This is a genomic window from Actinoallomurus oryzae, assembly GCF_039541955.1.
In the GTDB taxonomy this organism is placed as follows: Bacteria; Actinomycetota; Actinomycetes; order Streptosporangiales; family Streptosporangiaceae; genus Actinoallomurus; species Actinoallomurus oryzae.
In genome coordinates this window covers 55,506-79,879 of record NZ_BAABHF010000069.1, presented here as the reverse complement: position 1 = coordinate 79,879, position 24,374 = coordinate 55,506, and the positions used below count along the sequence as shown (strand labels likewise).

The window sequence follows — 24,374 nt, the reverse complement described above, 5'->3', positions numbered from 1 at the left end:
GCATATAGTGTAGCGGAATCTACTTACGCGGGAGCGGACTCATGAGCAAGGAACAGCGCGCCCAGGTCGACGCGATGATGCGGCAGCCGCGGCCGGAGGGCCCCCGGTCGGTCGAGGCGATCCGAGCCGGCTTCGAGGCGCTGATGGCCCGGATGATCGTGCCCGGCGGCATCCGCACCACGCGGACGACGCTCGGCGACCGGCCCGCACTGTACGTCGAGCCGGACGGCAGGCGCCGCGCCGGGACGATCCTGTACTTCCACGGCGGTGGCTGGGTGTTCGGCTCGCCCGAGACCGCCCTGTCGCTGACGGGACACCTCGTGGCCAAGACCGGCTTCGAGGCGCACTCGCTGGACTACCGGCTTGCCCCCGAGCACCCGTTCCCGGCCGCGATCGAAGACGCCCTGAGTGCCTACCGCGCCCTCCTCGACAGCGGCAGGGACCCCTCGGCCATCGCGTTCGCCGGCGACTCCGCCGGCGGCGGTCTCACCGTCACCACCTGCCTGGCCGCCCGCGACACGGGCCTTCCCCTGCCCGCCGCCATCGTGGCCTTCTCCCCGGGCCTCGACGCCACCCGGACGGGCGAGAGCATGGACACCAAGGAGGGCATCGACCCGATCTTCACCCGCGAGGCCCTCGAACACACCGGGGCCATGTACCTCGCCGGAGCCGACCCGCACCAGCCTCTGCTCAGCCCGGCGGTCCTCGCCGACCTGACCGGCTTCCCGCCAATGCTGATCCAGGTGGGCACCAACGAGATCCTGCTGGACGACTCCACGCGTCTCGCCGCGCGTGCGCGGGCGGTCGGAGTGGACGTCATCCTGGACGTCACCGCCGACGTGCCGCACGTGTTCCAGTCGTTCGCCGGCGTTCTGGAGGAGGCGGACGAGGCGCTGGACCGCGCGGCTCTGTTCCTCGGCCAGCGCATCCGCGCCGGCGGCACGGCGCACACGTCAGCGGAGTAGGTCCGGCCCTCGCTCTGGCCGGGGCCTCCGCCTCGGGTCTCGGCTCGGCGCCCCCTGATGCCCGGGCCGTCGGGATCCGGCTAAGAGCGGGGGCGCGCGGGTTCGGTCCCGGCGCTGTGGCCCACCGTCCACGACGAGGAGCTCTGGACGCTCACCATGGCGATCGGCCACTTCTGCTTGTTCGTCCCGGTCGCTCTCATCGGCAAGCCGATCCCCGGTCGGCCCATCGGAAGGAACTACAGCAGGTAACGCGGGCGTGACGGGGGCTCTCAGGCCAGGATGAAGCGGGTCTTGCCGAAGGTGACCTCGTCGCCCGGGCGTACGCGCGTGGGGGCGACGATGCGGTAGCCGTTGACGAGGGTGCCGTTCATCGAGCCGAGGTCGGACAGCAGCCAGTTGTCCCCGGCGCGGCGCAGTTCGGCGTGCACCCGCGAGACGCTGAGGTCGGTGACGACGAACTGGCAGCCCGGGGCGCGGCCGATCAGCAGGCGGGTCCAGTCGTGCGGGGGCAGGGCGAAGCGCGGCAGGCGCGGCGCGCGCCAGGCGGCCTCCAGACGCGCGGTCATCGACGACAGGGAGGTGACGGCACCGGTGAGGCCGCGCACCAGGCGGCTGGCCGGGGGCAGGTCGCTGACGAGCGCGGTCAGCTCGGCGTTGCTGCGGGCCCGCAGCGCCGACTCGACGCGCCGCTCGAACGTCTCGTGCGACAGTCTGCCCTCGGCGACCCGCTCGCGTAGCTCGCGGAGTACACGATCGCGATCCGAATCCGATGCGCGCGCCGGGAGCCCTGCCATGAGACGAGTATCCGGACCGGAAAGTGTCGTGTCCAGTACGCGGTGGAGTGTCCAGGCCGGAGCCTCTCGACGCTTAATGATCTACAATGTAAAGGCGCCGGGCCGCGTCACACCCGGGTCCAGCGGACACGAACCTCGGCGGGCTTGCGGAAGACCAGGCCACGCGGCCCGTCGGTGTGTTCCAGGCGCAGGCCGGGCAGCCGGAGCAGGGCGCCCAGGGCGGTCGCGGTCTCCAGGCGGGCCAGGTGCGCACCGAAGCAGAAGTGCGGGCCGCGTGCGAACGACAGATGCCGGTCGGCGTCCTCGCGGCGGACGTCGAAACGGTCCGGGTCGGTGAAGACGGCCGGGTCGCGGTTCGCACCCGCGATCGAGACCCGTACGAGATCCCCGGCACGGATCTCGGCGTCGCCGAGCCGCACGTCCCGCACGGCGTACCGGTCGACGACCGAGGCGGCCGGCTCCAGGCGCACCGACTCCTCGATGGCGCCGGCGAGCAGCGCGGGGTCCTCGCGCACCAGCGCGAGCTGGTCCGGATGGCCGAGCAGGTGCACCGCCGCGTTGGTGATCATTCCCTCGGTGGTGTCGATGCCGCCGAACATCAGCACGGCGGCGTCGGCGACGACCTCGGCGGTGGTCAGCCCCTCGGGCCGCGCGGCGACCTCGGCGAGCAGTGAGGACGGCCGGCCCTGCTTGATCGCCTCCTCGACCCGCGCGCGCAGCAGCCCGTACGCCTCGGGCACCACGGCCTCCTCGCCGGCGGTGATGGCCGACACGCCCGCGACGAGCGCCTCGTACCACGACCGGACGGTGGCGGCGTCGGTGTCGCCCAGCCCGAGCGCCTCGGCGATGACCGCGACGGCGAGCGGCCCGGCCAGCTCGGCGCGCAGCTCGGCCCGCCCGGCCGGCCGCAGCGCGCCGACCAGCCGGTCTACCTCGGCGGCCACGAACGCGGTGAACCGCGCACGTGTCTCGGCGGGCCGGAAGGTACGGGCGAACGGCTCGCGGTGCCGGGTGTGCGCCGGCCCGTCGAGGGAGAGCATGCTGGGCCCGATGAGCTGCGCGGTGGAGAAACGCGGGTCGTCCACGGTGTAGGAGCGGGCGTCGCGCATGACCTCGCGGGCCAGGTCGTGGCGGGTGACGAGCCATCCGCCGAGCGCGGGCAGCCAGGAGACGGGTTCGGCGGCCCGCAGCCGGGCGAGCAGCGGATGCGGGTCGATGGTCAGCTCGTCGACGGTGGCGCGGGCGCCGATGGGGTAGCTCACCCAGGCGACGTTACGGCCTACGACCGGACGAAACGGACGGCGGGTCCCTGCTGCCCGGCCCGCCGGCCCCGCGGAAGGCGGGATTCGTCAGGTCCGGGTCCTTGCGGCCGTCGGACGGACGTCGCCACAGTGGAGGCGTGACCGGCCGCCGCGTCCCGGCGGGTCCGGCGCCGTCGCGGCCACGCGTCGCGGCTTCGAACGGACCGTCCAGGTCACGCCCGGCGGGACGTCGAACGGTCCTGCTCCGTACGCGCCGCGGCCCGCCGGCCGGCCCCGGCTCCGAGGAAAGGCACGCCAGTGCGCATCGTCATCCCCATCTTCGAGGGCGTCACCGCGCTCGACGCCGTCGGCCCGTACGAGGTCCTGCGGATGCTTCCGGAGGCCGAGGTCGTCTTCGCCGCGGAATCCACCGGCCCGTGCGCCGACGGGCACGGCTCGCTGTCCCTGGTCGCGACCGCCGCCCTGACGGACGTCACCCGTGCCGACGTGCTGCTGGTGCCCGGCGGTCCCGGGACGCGGCGCCGCGTCACCGACGAGCCGCTGCTCGCGTGGATCCGCGATGTCCACGCCACGACGCGGTGGACGACGTCGGTGTGCACCGGATCGCTGCTGCTGGGCGCGGCCGGTCTCCTGGAGGGGCTGGAGGCCACCACGCACTGGAGCGCGGTACGGGAGCTGGAGTCCTACGGCGCGACGTACACGGCGCGGCGGGTCGTCGAGCAGCCCGGCGGTGTCATCACCGCGGCCGGCGTCTCCTCGGGCATCGACATGGCCCTGCGGCTGGCCGAGCTGATCGCGGGGCGGACCGCCGCCGAGGCGTGCCAGCTCGTGATCGAGTACGACCCGCAGCCGCCCTTCGACTCCGGCGCGTACGCCAAGGCGTCACCGCAGGTCATGGAGTATCTGGCGGCCCGGCGCTGAGTCAGGGGCGCAGCAGGACCTTGCCGACGTCGTCGCGGGCCCCGCGCAGCAGGTCCATCGCCCGGCCGAACTCCGTGAGGTCCAGTTCGTGCGTGATGAGCGGGCCGGGGTCGAGCAGCCCCGCGGCGAACAGGCGTACCGCGTGCGCCCAGGCCGCCGGGGGAGCGCCGAACACACCGGTGACGGTGAGCATCCCGCCGACGATCGCGGCCGGGTCGGCGGTGGTGGCCTGTCCGGGGATGCCGGTGAGCACGACCCGGCCGCCGCGACGCGCCAGCGCGATCGCCGTCGCGGCCGTGCCGGGCGCGCCGGCCGTCTCGACCACCACGTCGTAGCCGCCGGCCGGCAGCGGTCCGCTCTCGAAGCGGGTCGCGCCGCACGCCAGGGCGGTGCCGGCGCGCCCGGCGCGCGGGTCGGTGGCGGCCAGCTCGGCGGGGGAGCGCAGCCGCAGCATCAGCAGGCACAGGGTGCCGAGCGTGCCGGCGCCGACCACGGCGACCCGTTCGCCCGCCTCCACGCGCGCGGAGAGGACGGCGGCCGAGGCGACGGCGGCGGGTTCGAGCAGCGCGGCGGCGCGCAGGTCGGCGTCGGCCGGCAGGACGTGCAGCAGCCGCGCCGGCAGCACCAGCGTCTCGGCGAACGCGCCGGGGCGGGTGAAGCCGGTCTCGTCGTACCCGGCCGAGCACAGGTTCGCCGCGCCCTCGCGGCAGCGGTCGCAGACCTGGCAGTTGCGGAAGCCCTCGCCCACCACCGGCCGTCCGGCCAGCTCCGCGTCCACGCCGGGCCCGGTGGCGGCCACGACACCGGACCACTCGTGCCCCGGGACGACCGGGTACCGGACGAACGCCGCGGGCCGGGTGCCCTCGACCAGCTCGCGGTCGCTGCCGCAGATGCCGGCCGCCGCCACCCGTACGGCGACCTCGCCCGGACCCGGCTCGGGCGGATCACCGGTGACCAGCCCGTACGCGCCGGGCGCCCGGACCACGAGCGAGCGGCTCATGGATCCTCCTTCGCCGGAGGAGCGATCCCGTGGCGCGTGTTGTTGGTTCTCGCGCTCCGCTCGTTCATGGACCCTCTCTCAGGTCTCGCGTTCCGCTCACTCATGGGCCGGTCGTCGCGTCGTGTGTTCCGGTGCGCTCGGGGTCGCGGAGGTGCCAGTCCTCGGCGAACAGGTCGAACTTCGCGCGTTGCCGGGGGAACCGGGCGCACGCCTCCACGTCGAGCGTCACGCCGAGGCCCGGCTCCTGCGGCAGGGTGAAGTATCCGTCGACGACCTCGGGCAGGCCCGGCGCGACCTGTTTGATCGCCGCGTCGGCGAAGTCGTTGAAGTGCTCCTGGATGGAGAAGTTCGGCGTGCACGCGGCCAGGTGGAGGTTGGCGGCGGTGAGCACCGGGCCGCCGACGTTGTGCGGGGCGATCAGCACGTAATGGGTCTCGGCGGTCGCGGCGAGCTTGCGGGTCTCGGCGATGCCGCCGATGTGGGAGATGTCGGGCTGGATGACGTCGACGGCCTGCAGGTCGAACAGCTCGCGGAACTCGATCCGGTCGTGGATCCGCTCGCCGGTGGCGATCGGCAGGTCGGTGTGGGCGGAGACCTTCGCCAGGGCCCGCGGGTTCTCCGGTGGGCAGGGTTCCTCGATCCAGCCGGGGGCGTAGGGGCGCAGCAGGCCGGCGAGCCGGATGGCGGTCGCGGGGTTGAAGCGGCCGTGCATCTCCACGAGCAGGTCCGCCTCCGGCCCGATCGCGTCGCGGACCGCCTCGACGAGCGAGACCGAGCGCAGCGTCTCGGCGTGGTCCAGCTCGAAGTGCCCGTTGCCGAAGGGGTCCAGCTTGAGCGCGCGGTAGCCGCGTTCGACCACCTTCTCGGCGGCGGCGTGGAAGGCCTCGGGGGTGCGTTCGACGGTGTACCAGCCGTTGGCGTACGCCTTGATCCGGTCCCGGACCTTTCCGCCGAGCAGCCGCCACACGGGCTGGCCGAGCGCCTTGCCGACAATGTCCCAGCAGGCCATCTCGACACAGGCGATGCCGGACATGACGATCTCTCCGGCGCGCCCGTAGTCGCCGTACTTCATCCGCCGGACCAGGTCCTCGGTGTCGAAGGGGTCCGAGCCGGCGATGTGGTTGCGTTCGGCCTCGGCCAGGTAGCCCAGCAGCGCGTCGGTGTGCCCGAGCATGCGGGCCTCTCCGACCCCGGTCAGGCCCTCGTCGGTGTGGACGAGGACGTGGGTGAGGTTGCGCCAGGGTGTGCCGACGACGTGGGTGGACAGGCGGGTGATGCGCACGCGGGCCTCCTCGCGGTCCGGGGGCGGGATCGGGGCGCGGGGTTCAGGGGAGCGGCGGCCGGTGCCCGAGCCGCTGGGACAGCTCCGCGGCGCCGCGGCGGATCAGTTCGCTCCACTCCTCGCGGCGCTCGCCGTTCCAGCGCAGGCTCGGCGCCGAGACGCTCATCGCGGCGACCATGTCGCCGGTGTGGTCGTAGATGGGGGCGGCGACGCAGTAGACCGCCTCGTTGGACTCGCACTCGTCGTAGGACAGCCCGGCCTCACGGATCCGCTCCAGGCGGGCGCGCAGCCGTGCGGGGGAGGTGATGCTGTGCGGGGTCATGCCGGGCAGCTCGCGGTCGCGCGGCACGCGTGCGTCCAGGGCGTCGGAGGACAGGCCGGACAGCAGCATCTTGCCCACGCCGGTGCAGTGCGCCGGCAGGCGCCGCCCCACCGCCGAGACCATCCGTACGGGGTGGGTGCTGTCGACCTTGGCGATGTAGACGACGTCCGCGCCGTCGAGCACGGCGACGTGCACGGTCTCGTCGCATTCGGCCGCGACCCGCTGGGCGACCTCCCGCGCCTCGTGGGCGAGGTCGAGCTGCTCGGCGAAGACGCTGCCGAGCTGGAACAGCCGCATGCCCAGCCGGTAGCGGGTCGGCTGGCCGGGGGTCGGGATGAGGTAGGCGCGGTCGGTGAGGGTGGTGACCAGTTCGTGGACGGTCGTACGGGGCAGCCCGAGGCTCTCGGTGATCTCGGGCGCGGACAGGCTGGGGCGGTCGAGGAACAGCTCGAGGATGTCGAGCGCACGGGTGACCGCCGGCACCGTCCGTCCCATCTGCGACCACCCCGCCGAACGCTGTACGAAATCTCGGGCGCAGGCTAGGCGCCGCCGGACGGCGGTGTCAACGGCGCGTAACGCCGGGCGCATGTGGTTTTCCCGGCGGAACAGCCGTTGACGCTGGCAGAACACGCACCTACCGTCCAAATGCCGACACGAGTCCAGATCGCGTCCGAAATATCGAACAGGGAGGCGCCGTGACCGAGCGAAGCGAGGGATCCGGAAGCACAGTCCGCCCGGTCACCTCCCCGACGCGGGAGGGCGCCGCGACCGGGCGAGGCGGGGAGGCCGGAAGCACCGTCCGCACCGTCGCCTCCCCGGCGTGGGAAGCGGACCCGATGGGGGCCACCCGGCGCTATCTGGCCGCGATGGGGCTGCCCGAGAGCGACCTCGGCGCGCCGCCGGAGTCGGCCCGGCGCTTTCCCGACGGCGGGCAGTACCGGGTGGAGATCCCCTCGGTGGAGGGGCCGCCGGCCTTCCGCGCCGTCATCGCGGCCGCCCGTGAGCACGGGGTCCGGGTGCACCGGATCAGCCAGGGCAGCGGCATCATGCTGCAGACCGACGCGGAGATCCGCGAGATGGTCGCCCTCGGCGCCGAGCACGACATCGAGGTCTGCCTGTTCGTCGGCCCGCGGGCCTCGTGGGACGTCGGCGTGCAGGTGACCGCCTCCTCCGGCGCGGTCGCGTCCGGTTCGCTGCGCGGGGCCGACCAGCTCGTGTACGGCATCGAGGACGTGGTGCGCGCGGTCGGGCTCGGGCTGCGCAGCGTCCTGGTCGCCGACGTGGGCCAGCTGTGGGTGCTGGGCCGGATGAAGAGGACCGGGGACCTGCCCCCCGACCTGATCCTGAAGTCGTCGGTGTCGCTGCCGGCCGCCAACCCTGCCACCGCGCGGCTGCTGGAGGACCTCGGCGTCACCACCGTCAACCTGCCGATCGACCTGACGCTCGCACAGATCGCCGCGATCCGCGCGGCCGTCGACGTGCCGCTGGACCTGTACGTCGAGGGCGCCGACGACTTCGGCGGGACGGTCCGCTACTACGAGGTGCCCGAGCTCGTACGGGTCGCCGCGCCGGTGCACCTGAAGTTCACCGTCCGCAACGCCCCGGGCATCTACCCCTCCGGCCGTCACCTGGAGCCGGTGGCCGTGGCGACCGCGCAGGAGCGGGTCCGCCGCGCGGCGATCGGGGTGGCGATGCTCCGCCGCTATCGGCCCGGTGCGATGGAGAGCACGTCCTCGCGGCTTCTGCCGGCCGGTCCTTGACAGGTTTGGCACTGGCTTCTACGGTCGCGTCAAGATATTTCGAACGTAGTTCGAAATATCGAACAACCGCCCGGATCGGGGGCGGGCGGGCGACGCGCGTCTCGAGGTGGACGCGCGTCCCGAGGTCGGCGCCGCGCGTGCTCGGCCCACCGCCACTGATCCCGGAGGTTCGTGATGACCCAGGTCCACCCCAAGGTCGAAGAGGCCGTCGACACGCTCGGTCTGGAGGGCGCGACGCGGCGGCGGCTCCTCAGCGGAGCGGGCATGGTCAGTGCCGCCGCGGCGGCGTCGGCGCTGCTCGCCGCGTGCTCCTCCAGCAACAAGAAGGACTCCGGCTCGGTGGCCAAGGGCGGTGTGGGGCCATTCCCCTCGACGCCGAAGTGGAAGTTCGTCTTCGTCAACCACGTGACGACCAACTCCTTCTTCACCCCGACCCAGTACGGCGCGCAGGACGCGTGCGCGCTACTGAACTGCGAGTTCCAGTGGACCGGTTCGCAGGACTCGGTCGTGCCGCAGATGATCAACGCGCTGAACTCGGCGATCTCCGCCAAGGCCGACGGCATCGCGGTGGCGGTCGTGGACAAGACGGCGTTCCGCGCGCCGGTCGACAAGGCGCTGGACGCGGGCATCCCGGTGGTCTCCTACAACGCCGACGGCGCCAAGGGCGACCCCGGCTCGAACCGGCTCGCCTACATCGGCCAGGACCTGTACACCTCCGGCTACCAGCTCGGTCAGCGCATCGCCTCGCTGATGCAGGGCGGTGACGCGGTCGGGTTCATCGCGACGCCGGGGTCGTTGAACATCCAGCCGCGCATCGACGGCGCCAAGGACGCCATCAAGGCCTCCGGCAAGCCGATCAACTTCACCTCGGTCGCCAGCGGCGCCGAACTGCCCAAGGAGCTGTCCACCATCGACGCGTACGCCCAGGGGCACAAGAACCTCAAGGGCATGTTCGCCGTCGACGCCGGCTCCACCGAGAACGTCGGCAAGGTCGTGGCCAAGTACGGGCTGAAGAAGAAGGGCGTGGCCGCGGGCGGCTTCGACCTCAACCCCGCGACGCTGAGCGCGATCAGCGCCGGGAACCTGGACTTCACCATCGACCAGCAGCCGTACCTGCAGGGGTTCCTGCCGGTGCTGTACCTGTGGCTGTACAAGCTGTCGGGCGGGCTGGCCGCGCCGTCGGAGACCAACACCGGGCTGCTGTTCGTCACCAAGGACAACGTCCAGCCGTACCTGGCGACCAAGACCCGGTTCGAGGGCTCCAGTACCAAGCAGCAGCTGCTGAACCACTCCGGCTCCATCGCCCACAAGTGATGGGCGGCCCGGTGAGTGAGGCCGAGGCGCCCGGGACCGAGGCGGCGGCGCCGCGTCCGCCACGGCGGCTGGGCCGTGCCGCCGACGCGTTCCTGCGCCGCCGTGAGGCCACGATCCTGGTCGTGGCGGTCGCGCTGCTGATCTACTTCCAGTCGGCCCGTTCGGAGTTCCTGAGCAACGACAACCTGGTGAACATCTCCCAGGGCACCGCGCCGTACGCGATCATCGCGGTCGGTGAGGTGCTGTTGCTGGTCAGCGGCGAGATCGACCTGTCGGCCGGGATGGTGTTCACGCTGGCGCCGTTCCTGATGCACTACCTGGTCGACTACTACGGCATGTACCCGATCATCGCGATCGTGGTGGCGCTGCTGGCGGGCGCCGTGATCGGCCTGCTCAACGGGGCGGTGACGGTGCTGTTGCGGGTGCCCTCGTTCGTGACGACGCTGGGCACGATGTTCCTGGTGCAGGGCATCACGCTCACCACCTCCCACGCCTACCCGGCGGAGATCCCGCCGGCCGCGCAGGGCCTGGCGGGCTGGTTCGGGCACGCGGACTGGTCCGAGCTGATCTGGTGCCTGCTGATCGTGGCGTTCTTCCACCTCGTGCTGATCCGCACCCGGTGGGGCCTGCACACGGTCGCGGTCGGCGGCAACCTGCTCGGCGCGAGCGAGGCGGGCATCAAGGTGGCCCGGATCAAGGTCGGCAACTTCATGGTGACGGGCGCGCTCGCGGCGTTCGCCGGCATCCTGGAGGCGTTCCGCACCTCCACGATCGACCCCAGCTCCGGCGGCACCGGCGCGATGTTCACCGCCGTGTCGGCCGCGGTCATCGGCGGCACCGCCCTGGCCGGCGGCTCCGGCACGGTGATCGGCGCCCTGCTCGGCGCGCTCGTGCTGGCCGAGCTGCAGAACGGCTTCAACCTCATCGGCATCAGCGCGAACCCGTTCAACATCATTTTGGGCGTGGCGATCCTCGTCTCGATGATCCTCAACGTCCATCTGGCGAGGCTGCGAAGGGCGGGGCGGTCATGAGCGAGCGGAACGAACCAGCCGAGCAGCCCGGTCCGTCCGGGCCCGGCGAAGGAGCACGCCCGAACGAGGTGCTACGGGCCGAGCACCTGGCCAAGAGCTTCGGCGCGGTGACCGCGCTCACCGACATCGACCTGCGCCTGGAACGGGGCGAGGTGCTCGGGCTGATCGGCGACAACGGCGCGGGCAAGTCGACGCTGATGAAGATCCTGTGCGGGTTCCACCAGCCCGACTCCGGGCGGATCCTCATCGACGGGCAGGAGGTGACGCTCAAGTCGGTCGAGCACGCGCGTTCGCTCGGCGTCGACACCGTCTACCAGGACCTGGCGCTGATCAACGAGCTGAGCGTGTACCACAACATGTTCCTCGGCCGCGAACACGTGCGCTGGCCGCTGCTGAACAACCGGGCCATGCGCCGGCTCGCCCGCCGGCACCTGGAGGACATGGGGGTGAACATCCCCTCGGTCGACGTGGAGGTGGCCAAGCTGTCCGGCGGGCAGCGGCAGGCGATCGCGGTGGCGCGCTCGGTGTACTCCGAGGCGAAGATCCTGCTGCTGGACGAGCCCCTGGCGGCCATGGGCGCCAAGGAGGGCGCGCTGATCCTGGACCTGGTCCGCGGGCTGAAGGAGCGCGGCGAGGTCTCGGTGATCATCATCGCGCACAACTACGCACAGGTCCTGGAGGTCTGCGACCGGGTCAACCTGCTCCAGCACGGCCGGATCACCTTCGACAAGGCCGCCGGGGAGACCTCGTTGCGGGAGCTGACGGACCTGGTGGTGGCCGAGTACCGGGCCGCGCGCACCCGCGGCACGCCGTAGTGGCACGCTCGTAGGCGAGTACCGGCCGTCCCGGAAGGAGAGTGATCGCGGGTGACCGCGGTAGCGAGCGTCGACGCACGAACCGGTGAGGTCGTGGCCACCGTCGCGCAGGAGAGTACGCCCGAGGAGACCGCCGCCGCGTGTGCGCGGGCGGCGGAGGCCTTTCCCGGGCTGGAGGCGATGGGCCGGTACGGCCGCGCCGGGCTGCTGCGGGCGATGGCCGGGGCCCTGGAGGCCGCGCGTGCCCAGGTCGTGGAGGTCGCCGACCGCGAGACCGCGCTGGGGCAACAGCGCCTGAACGGCGAGCTCACCCGCACCTGCTTCCAGCTGCGCCTGTTCGCCGACGTCCTGCACGAGGGCTCCTACGTCGAGGCGACCATCGACCACGCCGGGCCGACCCCGATGGGCCCGCGGCCGGACGTGCGCCGCATGCTGGTCCCGCTCGGGCCGGTCGGGGTGTTCGGCGCGAGCAACTTCCCGCTGGCCTTCTCGGTGCCGGGCGGTGACACCGCCTCGGCCATCGCCGCGGGCTGCCCGGTCGTGGCCAAGGCGCACCCCTCCCACCCGGCCACCTCCCAGCTGTGCTTCGAGCTGCTGGGCGAGGCCGTACGGGAGACGCGGGCGCCGGAGGGCACCATCGGCCTCGTACACGGCGCCCAGGCCGGCACGGACCTGACCCGGCATCCGGCGATCCGCGCGGTCGGCTTCACCGGCTCCTACCGCGGCGGGCGCGCCCTGTTCGACGTGGCGAACGCCCGGCCCGACCCGATCCCGTTCTACGCCGAGATGGGCAGCCTCAACCCGCTGGTGATCACTCCGGCGGCCGCCGCCGGCCGCGCCGCCGAGATCGCCGAGGGGTACGTCGCCTCGTTCACGCTCGGCGCCGGGCAGTTCTGCACCAAGCCGGGGCTGGCGTTCGTCCCGGCCGGCGAGGCGGGGGAGCGGTTCCGCGCCGAGACGGCCCGCCGCGTACGGGACCTGGGCGGGACGGTGCTGCTGAACGCCGGGATCGCCGAGGGCTTCCGCGACGGCGTCGACCGGCTGACCGGGCAGCCCGGCGTGGAGGTCCTGGCCGCCGGGGACGGCCCGCTGGCGCCGGCGCTGTTCGCGGTGCGCGCGCAGGACTTCGCCGGGCCGCTGCTGGAGGAGTGCTTCGGGCCGGCCGGCGTGCTCGTGACCTACGACGGGCCCGAATCGCTGCTGGAGCTCCTGTCGGGCCTGCCGGGCAACCTGACCGCGACGGTCCACACCGGGGAGGAGGAGACGGACCTGCCCGCGCGCCTGGCCGCGGTGCTGCGGGAGCGGGCGGGCCGGCTCGTGTGGAACGGCTTCCCGACCGGCGTGGCGGTCAGTCACGCCATGCACCACGGCGGCCCGTTCCCGGCGACGTCCAACCCGCTGCACACCTCGGTGGGCACGACCGCGATCCGGCGGTTCCTGCGCCCGGTCGCCTGGCAGGACGCCCCGGAGGCGGTGCTGCCGGTCGAACTGCACGACGCCGACCCGGGCATCCCCCGCCGCGTCGACGGCGTCCTGATGCCCGGCGGTGACCCGGCGGGCACCTGAGAGCACGCCCGGAACCGGGGAAACGCCGAGTCCTTCCGTTGCCACGCCGGCGTTCGGCACCGGAAGGGCTTGCCGATCGCCCGTGTATACCGAGTATTATACCTGGTATATATACGTGAGGTGACTGCCGATGAGCGTGCGACATGCCCTGTTGGCCCTGCTCAGCGAGGGCCCGAAGTACGGACTGCAGCTGCGTCAGGAGTTCGAGGCGCGGACCGGGGAGGTCTGGCCGCTCAACGTCGGCCAGGTCTACACGACGGTCCAGCGGCTCGAACGGGACGGGCTGGTGGAATCCGACGACACCGAGGAGCCCGGCCCGCAGAAGAGCTTCCGGATCAGCGAGAAGGGCCGGGCCGAGCTGGCCGCGTGGCTGAGCACGCCGCCCGCCGAGGAGGTCCCGCCGCGTGACGAGCTGGTGATCAAGGTGCTGGTCGCCCTGCGGGTGCCCGGTGTCGAGGTCGCCGGGATCCTGCAGGCGCACCGCAGGCACCTGGTCGAGACGATGCGCCGCTACACACGGCTGAAGGAGGAGGCCGCCGAGGACGACATCGGCCTGCTGCTGGTGGCCGACGCGGAGCTCTTCCGGCTGGAGTCGACGGTCCGCTGGCTGGACGCCGCCGAGGCACGGCTCCGGCACCTGCCCGCCCCGGCCCCGGCGCCGGTTCCCGGCAGGCGGCGGCGGGCGGGGGCGGCCCGATGACCCCGGTGCTCGAACTGCGCGAGGTGTCGAAGGTGTACGGGGCGGGCCCGGCGCAGGTGCGCGCCCTGACCGGCGTGAGCCTGTCGGTGCGGGCCGGTGAGATGGTCGCGGTCATGGGCCCCAGCGGCTCCGGCAAGTCCACCCTCCTCACCATCGCGGGCAGCCTCGAGCAGCCGACGTCCGGCACGGTGCTGGTCGAGGGCGACCCGCTCTCGGCGATGTCGCGCAGCGACCAGGCCCGGATGCGCCGCCGCCGCGTCGGCTACGTCTTCCAGGACTTCAACCTGCTTCCCGGGCTCACCGCCGAGGAGAACATCGCGCTGCCGCTGGAGCTGGACGGCACCCGGGCCAAGGCCGCGGCGGCCTCGGCGCGACGCGCACTGGAGCAGGTGGGCCTGGCCGACCAGGCGGGCCGCTACCCCGACGAGCTGTCCGGCGGGCAACGCCAGCGGGTCGCGATCGCCCGGGCGCTGGTCGGCGAACGCCGGCTGCTCCTGGCCGACGAGCCGACGGGCGCGCTGGACACGCACACGGGCGAGGCCGTCGTCCGGCTGCTGCGCGCGGCCTGCGGCGAAGGGGCCGCGACCGTGCTGGCCACCCACGACGCGCAGCTCGCGGCCTGGGCCGACCGGGTGGTGTTCGTCCGCGACGGCGTCGCCATCGACCAGACGACACCGCCGGCCGGACCCGAGTCGCTGCTCCAGGCGGACTCGTGAGCGTCGTGGCGCCGGCCCGGCCCGGGACCGGTGGCGGAGTGCCGGCACGCCGGGCCCTGGTGCGCTGGTCCTGGCGGATGCTGCGCAGGGAGTGGCGCTCGCAGGTACTGGTGACCGTCCTGCTGACGGTGGCCGTGATGACGGCCGTCTGCGGCGGTACCGCCGTCTACAACCTGCCGCAGACCACGGACTCGCGGCTGGGCTCGGCCGGCACGATGCTGACCCTGGACGGCACGGACCCGCGCGCGGCGGCGGCCGACCTCGCGACGATCCGCGCGGCGACCGGCGCCGTCGACGTGATCGGGCACGACTACGTCAAGGCCCCGGGCTCGGCCACGCCGGTCGAGTACCGCGCGCAGCGGCCGCACGGCGCCTTCGCCGGATCGCTGCTGGCCATCCGCCGGGGCCGCTACCCGTCCGGCACCGCGGAGGCCGCGGTCACCGACGGGACGGCGCGGCTGCTCGGCCTGCGGCTCGGCGGCGTGATCGCGCTCGACGGGCATGCCCGCACCATCGTCGGCATCGCGGAGAATCCCCGTGACCTGAGCGACGAGTTCGTCCTGGTCGATCCGTCGTCGGTCCGGCCGCGGACCCTGTCGGTCCTGGTCGGGCCGACGCATGACGTCGGGGCCGCCAGCCTGCACCTGCGTACGGCCGGCCCGATGGCCGAGGGCGCCGGGAGCGACGACGGCAGGCTGGTGGCCACCACGCTGGTCCTGGCCGGTGCCACGATCCTGCTGCTGCTCGTCGGGTTCGTGGCCGCCGCCGCGTTCGCGGTGCTGGCGCATCGCCGGCTGCGGCAGCTGGGGATGCTCGCGGCGATCGGCGCGACCGGCCGGCAGGTACGGCTGGCGATGACGGCCACCGGCTTGATGATCGGAGCGCTCGCCGCGATCCTCGGCACGATCGGGGGGCTGGCGCTGTGGCCGCTCGCCGCGCCCCGGCTGGAGAACGCCGCGAACCACCGGATCGCGCTGTCGAACATCCCCTGGCCGCTGGTCGTGGCCCTGGGGATCCTGGCGATCGCGATGTCGACCGGCGCGGCGTGGCGGCCGGCCCGGGTGGCGTCGCGCGTCCCGGTCACCGCCGCGCTGTCCGGCCGCCCGCCCGTGCCCCGGCCCGGCCACCGGTCCGCGCTGCTGGCCGCGGGCCTGTTCGCGGCGGGGATCGGGCTGCTGGCGTGGGGTCAGAAGACGCACCCGTGGGTGGTGGCCGCGGGCACGGCCGCGACCGCGCTGGGGATCCTGTTCGCCGGTCCGCCGGCCATCCGGGTGCTCGCGGCGGCCGGTTCACGCGCACCCGTCGCCGTACGGCTGGCCCTGCGCGACCTGGCCCGGCACCAGGCCCGGTCCGGAGCGGCGGTGGCCGCGATCAGCCTCGCGCTCGGCATCGCGGCCGCCCTGGTCGTCGTCGCCACCGCCGTCCAGGGCACCGCGAGGACCGGGAACCTCGGCGACCGGCAGATGCTGGTCATGGCGACCGGTTCCGGGCCGGCCTCGAACCTGGTGCCGGTCCGCACCGCCGCCGAGGTCGAGGCGCTCACCGCGCAGGTGGACCGCATCGCGAGCGCCCTCGATCATCCGGTGACCGTCCCGCTGGACGTGCCGATCGATCCGGCGCTGCCGCCCCAGAGGGACGGGGGCCGACCGGCGCGGATGACCGCGATCTTCTGCGTGCCGCGCGGCGGCGAGTGCGCCGACATACCGCTGTACGTGGCGTCACCGGAGCTGCTCGGCTTCCTCAAGGTCGATCCGGCCGCGATCGCACCGGCCACCGACGTCCTCACCGCCCGGTCCGACCGGCCCGTGTTCCCGGTTTCGGGCCGAAGGGGCCGGGGCACGGACGTGCCGGTCATCACCCGTATCCACGCCCCCGCCTACACGTCGCTGCCCACATCCGCCATCACCGCCGGCGGGCTGGCCCGCCGGCACTGGACGCGGGCGCGGGCCGGGTGGATCGTCCAGTCCGGCGGCCGGCTCACCGCGCGGCAGATCGCCGGCGCCCGAAAGATCGCGGCCGCCGCCGGGCTGACCATCCAGACCCGGACCGGCCACGCCGCCGCCCGGAACGTCCGGGCCGGCGCGACCGCCGTCGGCATGCTGCTCGCGCTCGGCATCCTGGCCATGACGGTCGGGCTGATCCGCAGCGAGGCCGCCGCCGACCTGCGCACCCTGACCGCCGCCGGCGCCTCACGCGGGATCCGGCGCACCCTCACCGCGGCCACGGCGGGCGCACTGGCGCTGCTCGGCGTCGCGCTGGGGGTGACGGGCGCGTGCCTGGGCCTGCTCGCCGTCTACCGGCACGACCTGGCGGTCTTCGGCCGGGTCCCGATCGGCTTCCCGCTGGGCATCGTGGCCGGCACCCCGCCGGCCGCCGCCATGGCCGGTTGGCTCCTCGCCGGCCGGGAACCCCCGGCGATCGCCCGGCGCATGGGGGAGTGACCACAGGAGCGGCGAAGCCCGCGGCCGGTCACCGGCGGTCGCGGGCTTCGCCTCTCGCAGGTCAAGGGCAGGCCCGTGATCGCTAAGATCTTCCGGATGCACGAGGGGCGTGCACACGCGGATCACCACGGAGCGTCCGACCATGGAGGCACTGCGAGCCGGCGACCCGGCGGAGATCGGCGGCTACCGGCTGCTGGCCCGGCTGGGCGCCGGCGGGATGGGACAGGTCTACCTTGGGCTGTCCCCGGGCGGTCGCCACGTCGCGCTCAAGGTGATCCGAGCCGACTTCGACAGCCCCGAGGCGCTGGCGAGGTTCCGCCGCGAGGTGGCGACCGTCGGTGAGCTGCGCAGCCCGTTCACCGCCGCGCTGGTCGGCGCCGGCCTCGACGCGCCCCCGTACTGGCTGGCCACCGAATATGTGCAGGGACCGACCCTGAGCCAGGCCGTGGCGCGGCACGGGCCACTGCCCGCCGCGACCTGCCTGCGGCTGATGGCCGCGCTCGGCGAGGCCCTCGCCGACGTCCACGCGCGCGGGGTCCAGCACCGCGACCTCAAGCCGCACAACGTCATCCTGGCCCCCGACGGCCCGCGCCTGATCGACTTCGGCATCGCCCGCGGCGACGACCAGACCGCGATCACCCACACCGGAGCGGCGCCGGGCACGCCCGGCTATCTCGCGCCGGAGGTGATCCGCCGGCAGTGGATGAGCCCGGCCGCCGACGTGTTCGCGCTGGCCGGAACGGTCGCGTACGCGGCCACCGGGCGCCCGCCGTTCGGCGCGGGTGACGCGCACGCGGTGATCTACCGCAGCGTCCACGAGCCCATCGACGTGGCCGGGGCCGACCCGGCCCTGGCCGGGCTCATCGCACGGTGCGCGCAGAAGGATCCGGCGGCGCGGCCCGCCGCGGGGCAGGTGCCGGCGCTGTGCGGCGTCCCGGGCGCGATCGCCGACGACCCGGCGTATCGGCGGCTGCTCGACCGGACCGAGGTCCCGCCGCCCGATCTACCGACGGCGGTCGCGTACGGCCTGGTCCCGCCGGGCCATGACCGGGCGACCGGCGTGCTCACCCGGCCCGCCCCGGAGCCACGTTCCCGCCGGACCCTGCTCGGGATGATCGGCGGCGGCGCGGCGGCGGCCGTCGTCGTCACCGGGGTGCTGCTGTTCCAGTTCCTGCCGCGGAGCGGCGGCGCGGCCGGCTCCCCTTCGGCATCGGGCACGGCGCGGTCCGGCGCCGGCCGCTCGCCGGGCGCGACCGGCGGAGCCACCCGTCCCGCGGGCGCCGGGACGCCCACGGACGTCTTCTCCAAGGAGACCGACGCGGACTTCGCGGCGATGGCCTGGTCGCCCAAGGACGGACGGTGCGCGCCCGCCGTGCGCACCGAGGCCTCCGTGCAGGCGCTGGGGGCGCAGTGGACGGCTCCTCGGGAGCCGGCCGCTCCCCGCGGCAGCGCCGACGTCGGGTTCCGCGCGGCGGACGGGGCTCCGGACGCCTACTACGTCGCGGCCGAGATGCGTCCCCCGGTCGCGCTGCGCGGCAACCGGGTCACCGGGATCGTCACGACGCGCCCGGTGGTGCTCAAGGGGTCCGACTGGGCGACCCTGCACTACCCGCGTGACTTCACCCGGCCGAAGGACTGGGCCTACGACCTGCAGGCGGGCACGTGGACGGTGGTCTGGTACCACGTGCACCCGAACGGAGACGCCTACTACATCGGCTGCGACGGGTTCACGGTGTCCTGACCGTTCTCACCGTCCCGGCGGGCCGTCCGGGGCCGGGACGGGCCCGAAAACGGGTCCGGCCGCGCCGGGCGGTGGCCCGGCGCGGCCGGATGACGCCGTGGGGCGTCCCGGTCATCGGAGATCAGGCGTCGCGGATGGCCTCGGAGGCGGCACGGCTGGCCGCGGCCAGGCCGACGTCGCGGCCCTGGGCCTCACGCGCGTGGTCCTCCCACCAGGCCTGCCCGCTCTCGGGGAGCAGGTGGATCGGGTCGTAGTACTCGTACCGGCGCTCCAGGGCCTCGGGGTCGTCGGCCTCCAGCGCGGTGCGGTAGTTCTTCGTCCAGTAGGAGATGCCGCGCTCGGTGTCGTAGTCGGCGACCTGGTGCACCCAGCGCTTGCCGACGTAGGGCACGTCGCACACGATGCGCGGGGTGGCGAAGCCGGGCAGGTATCCCATGATCCCGTGCTGCAGGCGCTGCGCCTCGGCGAGCGAGAGCCGCCAGTGCTCGCTGAAGGGGATCATGTCGCACAGGTAGAAGTAGTAGGGCAGCACGCCGTTGTCCTGCAGCGCGAAGCACAGGTCCAGCAGCTGCTCGACGCTGGTGTTGACGCCGCGCAGCAGCACGCCCTGGTTGCGCACGTCACGGACGCCGGCCTCGATCAGGGCCTGGGCCGCCTTGGCGACCAGCGGCGTCATCGACTGGGCCGCGTTGACGTGGGTGTGGATGGCGAGCTGGGCGCCGCGCTCGCGCGCCTTGGTGGCCAGGCGCTCCACCCCGGCGCGTACGTCGTCCTGGAGCCAGTGCTGGGGCATGCCCATCAGGGCCTTGGTGGCCAGGCGGATGTCGCGGATGTTGTCGATGTCCAGCAGCCGGTCGACGAAGGTCTCCAGCCGCGCCCACGGCATGTTCGCGACGTCACCGCCGGACACGACCACGTCACGGACCTGCGGAGTGCGGCTCAGGTAGGCCAGCATCTCCTCCAGCCGGTCGGGCTGCTTGAGGGCGAACTTGTGCTTGTCGATCTGCGGCGTGGAGTTGCCGACCAGGTCCATGCGGGTGCAGTGGCCGCAGTACTGGGGGCAGGTCGGCAGCAGCTCGGCCAGGACCTTGGTGGGGTAGCGGTGGGTCAGCCCCTCCACCGCCCACATCTCGGCCTCGTGCAGGGAGTCGCGGCTGGCGAACGGGTGCGAGGGCCAGTCGGTGCGCCGGTCGCTGAACACCGGGAGCATGTAGCGCCGCACCGGGTCGGCGTAGAACGCCTCGGTGCTGTCGACGTTCATGGTGTTGAGCATCTGCGGCGGCAGCAGCATCGACATGGTGGCCCGCTCGCGCTGGTCGCGCTCCAGGTCGGCGTAGAACTCCTCGCTCAGCAGGTCGCCCATGAGGCTCCGCAGCTGGCGGACGTTCTTGACGCAGTGCGACCGCTGCCACTGCGCGGACTCCCACTCCGCCGCGGTGACCTCGCGCCAGCCGGGGAAGCGGCGCCAGTCCGGCTCGATCAACTCATGACGCCGGTACGTGTACGGCTGGAGGCGGCCATCGAGGGTCACCACCGAGTCTTCGGCAAGAGCGGTCACGAGCTTCACCCCTAGTCTTTCGCGGAGATCGCGGATGATGTTCACTGTCTGCGGGACCATACGGGAAATTCTTTCTCTAAACTAGGTTCCCCCAGCAGATATTCCACTACACGCTACCTGAGGTGAGGGATGAACAGCTCTCCGGTCGGCCTGCACCGGGTCCTGGAGCCGCCCGGCGTACTGCCGCAGGCGGCCCGCCGTCTCGATCCCGATCCACGGATCGCCGAGGACGAGGTACGCGTCCGCCTCGAACGCCTGAACCTGGACGCGGCCTCCTACCGGCAGCTGCACACCGCCCACGACGGCGATCCGGACGCCATCCGCGCCGAGGTCCTGCAGATCATCCGGACCCGCGGCAAGATGCACAACCCGGTCACCGGCTCGGGCGGCATGCTCATCGGCGTCGTCGACGAGGTCGGCCCGAAGTCCCCGCTGGGCCTGGCCCCCGGCATGCGGATCGCCACCCTGGTCTCCCTGACCCTCACGCCGCTGCACATCACCGACGACCTGCGCCGCTGGGACGGCCGCGGCGAACAGATCCCGGCCGAGGGCCACGCGATCCTGTTCGCCCGCTCGATCGCCGCCGAGCTCCCGGCCGACCTGCCGGCCGGCCTGAGCCTGGCCGTCATGGACGTCTGCGGGGCGCCCGCGCTGACCCACCGCGTCGTCGCCGCCCGTACCGCGCCGGTCGTCGCGGTGATCGGCGCCGCGGGCAAGAGCGGATCCCTGGCCCTGGCCGCGGCTCGCCGCGCCGGCGCCGCACGTACCATCGGAGTCGTCCCGTTCGAGGCGGAGGCGGCGCGGCTGCGCGCCGCGGGCCTGGCCGACGACGTCGTGATCGCCGACGCCCGCGACCCGATCGCGCTCGCGGACGCCGTCGGCGAACCGGGCGCCGACGTGACCGTGGTCTGCGTCGACGTGCCCGGCTGCGAGCACGGCGCGATCCTGGCCACCGCCGCAGGCGGCACGGTGGTCTTCTTCTCGATGGCCACCTCGTTCTCGGCCGCGGCGCTCGGCGCCGAAGGACTGGCCGCCGACGTGACCATGCTGATCGGAAACGGGTACGCCCCAGGGCACGCCCAGATGGCACTGGACCTGCTGCGCACCGAACCGGGCGTAGCGAAGATCTTCAAGGAGCGGGTGGAGGAGTGATGGGCAAACTGGACCTGGATCCGCAGGTGGTGGCCAAGGCGCGCCGGCTCGCCGAGCGCGCCGCCGAGCCGGTCATCGAGATGGCGCGGACGCACACGACCGTCTCGGTCGAACGCGCGCAGCTGCGCCTGGCCGGCCTGTCCGGCGCCGACTCCGACGGCCGCCCCTGGGTGAACCACCTCGTCGACGCCGTACGCGACCAGGTCGGCCTCGAGCACGGCGTCGCGCTGCCCGTCTGGGACGCTCTGCGCCGCGAGTCCTACGCCGACCTGTCCTCGCTGGCGCAGGCCGCCGCGCTGGGCGCGGTGACCTTCCGCCTGCCCTCCGGCGACGACGCCGCCGCCGCGGCCTCGCACGCCCGCACCGCCGCGCGGGAGGGCCTCACGCGCATCGACCGCCGCCGCGCCGAACGCGACCAGATGCTCGCCGCGGTCGGCGACCCGCCCAAGCCGTGGGTGTACCTCATCGTCGCGACCGGCGACATCTACGAGGACATCCCGCAGGCGCAGGCCGCCGCACGCGAGGGCGCCGACGTCGTCGCGGTGATCCGCTCCACGGGCCAGTCGCTGCTGGACTTCGTGCCCGAGGGCGCCACCCGCGAGGGCTACGCCGGCACGTACGCCACCCAGGAGAACTTCCGGCTCATGCGCGCCGCCCTCGACGACGTGTCCAAGGAGCTGGGCCGGTACGTGCGGCTGACGAACTACGCCTCGGGCCTGTGCATGCCCGAGATCGCCACCCTCGCCGGCCTCGAACGCCTCGACATGATGCTCAACGACTGCATGTACGGCATCATCTTCCGCGACATCAACCCCCGGCGCACCTTCATCGACCAGCGGTTCTCCCGCCAGATCCACGCCCGCGCCGGCATCGTGATCAACACCGGCGAGGACAACTACCTCACCACCGCCGACGCGGTCGACGCCGCGCACACGGTCGTGGTCAGCCAGCTGCTGAACGAACGCTTCGGCCGCGAGGCGGGCCTGACCGACTCCCAGCTCGGCCTCGGCCACGCCTTCGAGATCAACCCGGCCCTGCCGGACTCCTTCCGGCTGGAGCTGGCCCACGCCCAGCTCGTCCGCGAACTGTTCCCGGACGCGCCGCTGAAGTACATGCCGCCGACCAAGCACATGACCGGGAACGTGTTCGCCGGCTACCTGCTGGACGCCTTCTTCAACCTGGCCGGGGTGATGACCGAACAGTCGATCATCTTGATCGGGATGATGACCGAGGGTATCCACACCCCCTGGCTGTCCGACCGCGACCTGGCCCTGGAGAACGTCCGGTACGTCCGCGACGCCTGCGGCGCCCTGGCCGAGGACTTCGTGCCCCGGCCCGACGGCTTCGTCGTCCAGCGCGCCAAGCAGGTGCTGGAAGAGTCCGTGGACCTGCTGGAGCGCATCTGCGACGACACGCTCCTGACGGCGATCGCCGAGGGCACCTTCGGGGTGACCCGCCGGCCCGCCGACGGCGGCAAGGGCCTGGACGGCGTGGTCGAGCGCGCCGACGGCTACGTGGGCCCGGCCCTGGACATCCTCGAGACCGAAGACCCCCACGCCGGCCGCATGGCCCCGACGCCCGCAGGGAGCGTGAAGCGGTGATCCAGCGCGAGACCACGACCGACGTCCCGGAGGCGACCGACCTCCCGTCCATCATCCGCCCCTACGGCGACACCACCGGCGACGCGATGGTGCAGATGTCCTTCACCATGCCGGTGCCGGCCGGCAAGCGCGCCGAGCTCGCCGCCCTGGCCCTGGCCCGGCAGATGGGCCTGGACCCGGCCAGCGTCGTCCACGCCAAGGCGATGGGGCCCCACTTCACGTTCTTCATCGTCTACGGCAAGGTCAACCACCTGATCGACTACGCCGGCATCGAGGTGCCCGAGGGGCGGGAGTACCCGCTGCTGCCGGCCAAGGAGGTCGATCTGGCCATCCGCACCGTGCTCAAGCGCCGCCTCGTCGTGGTCGGCGCCTGCATCGGCACCGACGCCCACACCGTCGGCATCGACGCGATCCTCAACGTCAAGGGGTTCGCCGGTGAGAAGGGCCTGGAGTACCACCGTGAGATCCAGGTGGTGAACATGGGCGCCCAGGTGACCGTGGAGGAGCTCCTCGAGCGCGCCAAGGCCGAGGACGCCGACGCCGTGCTCGTCTCCCAGGTCGTCACCCAGAAGAACGCCCACATCCACAACACCAAGCAGATGGCCGCGGCCTTCCACGCCGCCTACCCGACCGCCGTCGGGCCGGGCATGGGACGCCCGCTGCTCATCGCCGGCGGGCCGCGCTTCGACACCGTCACCGAGGCCGAGCTCGGCGTCGACCGCATCTTCGGCAAGGGCACCACCCCCGCCGAGGTCGCCTCGTACCTGGTGCACGCCCTGCTGCCCACCTGGACCCCGCAGGAGGACTCGTGAGCGAGCGGAGCGAGCGAACCGGCGAGCACGCGTGCCTGGTCTCTCTCCCGACGAAGGAGGACTCGTGAGTGAGGACACGCGTACGGGCCTGAGCGTCACGCACCGGCGCTACGTTCCGTACGGCCACGCGCACTACGGCGGCAGCCTGGTGGACGGCGCGTACGTCCTGGGCCTGTTCGGCGACGTCGCGACCGAGGTGTGCATCCGCACCGACGGCGACGAGGGACTGTTCGCCGGCTACGAGGACGTGGCGTTCCGCGCTCCCGTACGGGCCGGTGACGTGCTGGAGGCGACCGCGACCGTCACCCGCGTGGGCCGCCGCAGCCGCACCCTGGCGCTGGAGGCGCGGGTGGTGTGCCGCGCACGCCCGGACAAGGGCGAGTCGGCCGCGGAGGTGCTGGCCGAACCGCTGGTGGTCGTCACGGCGACCGGAACGGTCGTGGTCCCCGGCACCTCCTGACGGTGCGTGGCGCCGGCGGCCAGGGTTGACATCGCTTCGGATACCGATAAGTTGCCTAGGCGTCCACCACAGGGCCTACCGGCCGGCCGGTCGGGGCGACGCGGCACCTGCGCCGTGACGGGGGAAGGGCAGCGCCGCGGTGCGGCGCCAACCGTCGAAAG

21 protein-coding genes are annotated in these 24,374 nt (G+C 73.2%); 15 read left to right on the top strand and 6 right to left on the bottom strand.

Features of this window, described 5'->3' with window-relative positions:
- Positions 1–41: 41 nt before the first annotated feature.
- Entirely contained in the window at positions 42–965 is a 924-nt protein-coding gene (locus tag ABEA10_RS49590; RefSeq protein ID WP_345475699.1) for an alpha/beta hydrolase, read from the top strand.
- Positions 966–1,234: 269 nt separating this feature from the next.
- Here the strand turns inward: ABEA10_RS49590 and ABEA10_RS49585 are convergent, their stop codons facing one another.
- Both ABEA10_RS49585 and ABEA10_RS49580 read right to left on the bottom strand, forming a co-directional pair.
- Positions 1,235–1,759 (bottom strand): FHA domain-containing protein, encoded by a 525-nt coding sequence (locus ABEA10_RS49585; protein WP_345475698.1) that lies wholly within the window; start codon positions 1,757–1,759, stop codon positions 1,235–1,237.
- 107 nt (positions 1,760–1,866) lie between these two features.
- A complete protein-coding gene (locus ABEA10_RS49580) occupies positions 1,867–3,021 on the bottom strand; it encodes a cytochrome P450 (RefSeq protein WP_345475697.1) in 1,155 nt (384 codons plus the stop codon).
- A gap of 297 nt (positions 3,022–3,318) precedes the next feature.
- Between ABEA10_RS49580 and ABEA10_RS49575 the strand changes: the two genes are divergently transcribed.
- Positions 3,319–3,942 (top strand): DJ-1/PfpI family protein, encoded by a 624-nt coding sequence (locus tag ABEA10_RS49575; protein WP_345475696.1) that lies wholly within the window; start codon positions 3,319–3,321, stop codon positions 3,940–3,942.
- 1 nt (position 3,943) lies between these two features.
- On the opposite strand, the gene ABEA10_RS49570 is transcribed toward ABEA10_RS49575, so the two are convergent.
- From ABEA10_RS49570 to ABEA10_RS49560, 3 genes are all read right to left on the bottom strand, one after another.
- Positions 3,944–4,942 carry a zinc-dependent alcohol dehydrogenase gene (locus ABEA10_RS49570; RefSeq protein ID WP_345475695.1) on the bottom strand — a complete coding sequence of 333 codons (999 nt, stop codon included), beginning with the start codon at positions 4,940–4,942 and terminating at the stop codon, positions 3,944–3,946.
- Between the two features lie 100 nt (positions 4,943–5,042).
- Positions 5,043–6,224, bottom strand: a complete 1,182-nt coding sequence (locus ABEA10_RS49565) for a mandelate racemase/muconate lactonizing enzyme family protein (RefSeq protein WP_345475694.1) — start codon at positions 6,222–6,224, stop codon at positions 5,043–5,045.
- A 43-nt stretch (positions 6,225–6,267) separates the two neighbouring features.
- The gene (locus tag ABEA10_RS49560) at positions 6,268–7,041 is read right to left on the bottom strand and encodes an IclR family transcriptional regulator (protein ID WP_345475693.1); all 774 of its coding nucleotides are present in this window, start codon (positions 7,039–7,041) and stop codon (positions 6,268–6,270) included.
- A 200-nt stretch (positions 7,042–7,241) separates the two neighbouring features.
- On the opposite strand from ABEA10_RS49560, the gene ABEA10_RS49555 reads away from it, so the two are divergent.
- The 9 genes from ABEA10_RS49555 to ABEA10_RS49515 all read left to right on the top strand — a co-directional run bounded on the left by ABEA10_RS49555 (position 7,242) and on the right by ABEA10_RS49515 (position 18,630).
- A complete protein-coding gene (locus tag ABEA10_RS49555) occupies positions 7,242–8,306 on the top strand; it encodes a U32 family peptidase (protein WP_345475692.1) in 1,065 nt (354 codons plus the stop codon).
- 174 nt (positions 8,307–8,480) lie between these two features.
- Complete coding sequence (locus ABEA10_RS49550; RefSeq protein ID WP_345475691.1) at positions 8,481–9,620, top strand: sugar ABC transporter substrate-binding protein; 1,140 nt, start codon at positions 8,481–8,483, stop codon at positions 9,618–9,620.
- 11 nt (positions 9,621–9,631) lie between these two features.
- Entirely contained in the window at positions 9,632–10,651 is a 1,020-nt protein-coding gene (locus tag ABEA10_RS49545; protein ID WP_345475690.1) for an ABC transporter permease, read from the top strand.
- Positions 10,648–11,466: an ATP-binding cassette domain-containing protein gene (locus tag ABEA10_RS49540; RefSeq protein ID WP_345475688.1), complete on the top strand. Its 819-nt coding sequence runs from the start codon at positions 10,648–10,650 to the stop codon at positions 11,464–11,466. Before ABEA10_RS49545 ends, ABEA10_RS49540 begins: the two co-directional genes overlap by 4 nt.
- 51 nt (positions 11,467–11,517) lie before the next feature.
- Entirely contained in the window at positions 11,518–13,032 is a 1,515-nt protein-coding gene (locus ABEA10_RS49535; protein WP_345475687.1) for an aldehyde dehydrogenase (NADP(+)), read from the top strand.
- 130 nt (positions 13,033–13,162) lie between these two features.
- Entirely contained in the window at positions 13,163–13,732 is a 570-nt protein-coding gene (locus ABEA10_RS49530) for a PadR family transcriptional regulator (protein ID WP_345475686.1), read from the top strand.
- Positions 13,729–14,448, top strand: coding sequence for an ABC transporter ATP-binding protein (locus tag ABEA10_RS49525; RefSeq protein ID WP_345475685.1), 720 nt, complete (start codon positions 13,729–13,731; stop codon positions 14,446–14,448). Before ABEA10_RS49530 ends, ABEA10_RS49525 begins: the two co-directional genes overlap by 4 nt.
- On the top strand, positions 14,445–16,889 hold the full coding sequence (locus ABEA10_RS49520) for an FtsX-like permease family protein (protein ID WP_345475684.1): 2,445 nt from the start codon (positions 14,445–14,447) through the stop codon (positions 16,887–16,889). The genes ABEA10_RS49525 and ABEA10_RS49520 overlap by 4 nt, the downstream gene beginning before the upstream one ends.
- Before the next feature lie 142 nt (positions 16,890–17,031).
- Entirely contained in the window at positions 17,032–18,630 is a 1,599-nt protein-coding gene (locus tag ABEA10_RS49515; protein ID WP_345475683.1) for a serine/threonine-protein kinase, read from the top strand.
- 121 nt (positions 18,631–18,751) lie between these two features.
- Here ABEA10_RS49515 and ABEA10_RS49510 read toward each other — a convergent pair whose 3' ends face one another.
- Positions 18,752–20,188 carry a KamA family radical SAM protein gene (locus ABEA10_RS49510; protein WP_345475682.1) on the bottom strand — a complete coding sequence of 479 codons (1,437 nt, stop codon included), beginning with the start codon at positions 20,186–20,188 and terminating at the stop codon, positions 18,752–18,754.
- Positions 20,189–20,317: 129 nt separating this feature from the next.
- Between ABEA10_RS49510 and kdd the strand changes: the two genes are divergently transcribed.
- The 4 genes from kdd to kal all read left to right on the top strand — a co-directional run bounded on the left by kdd (position 20,318) and on the right by kal (position 24,213).
- The gene (gene kdd / locus ABEA10_RS49505) at positions 20,318–21,340 is read left to right on the top strand and encodes an L-erythro-3,5-diaminohexanoate dehydrogenase (protein ID WP_345475681.1); all 1,023 of its coding nucleotides are present in this window, start codon (positions 20,318–20,320) and stop codon (positions 21,338–21,340) included.
- Complete coding sequence (kamD, locus tag ABEA10_RS49500; protein ID WP_345475680.1) at positions 21,340–22,941, top strand: lysine 5,6-aminomutase subunit alpha; 1,602 nt, start codon at positions 21,340–21,342, stop codon at positions 22,939–22,941. The genes kdd and kamD overlap by 1 nt, the downstream gene beginning before the upstream one ends.
- The gene (kamE, locus tag ABEA10_RS49495) at positions 22,938–23,753 is read left to right on the top strand and encodes a lysine 5,6-aminomutase subunit beta (RefSeq protein ID WP_345475679.1); all 816 of its coding nucleotides are present in this window, start codon (positions 22,938–22,940) and stop codon (positions 23,751–23,753) included. Before kamD ends, kamE begins: the two co-directional genes overlap by 4 nt.
- Positions 23,754–23,817: 64 nt before the next feature.
- On the top strand, positions 23,818–24,213 hold the full coding sequence (gene kal / locus ABEA10_RS49490; protein WP_345475678.1) for a 3-aminobutyryl-CoA ammonia lyase: 396 nt from the start codon (positions 23,818–23,820) through the stop codon (positions 24,211–24,213).
- The last annotated feature ends 161 nt before the right edge of the window (positions 24,214–24,374 follow it).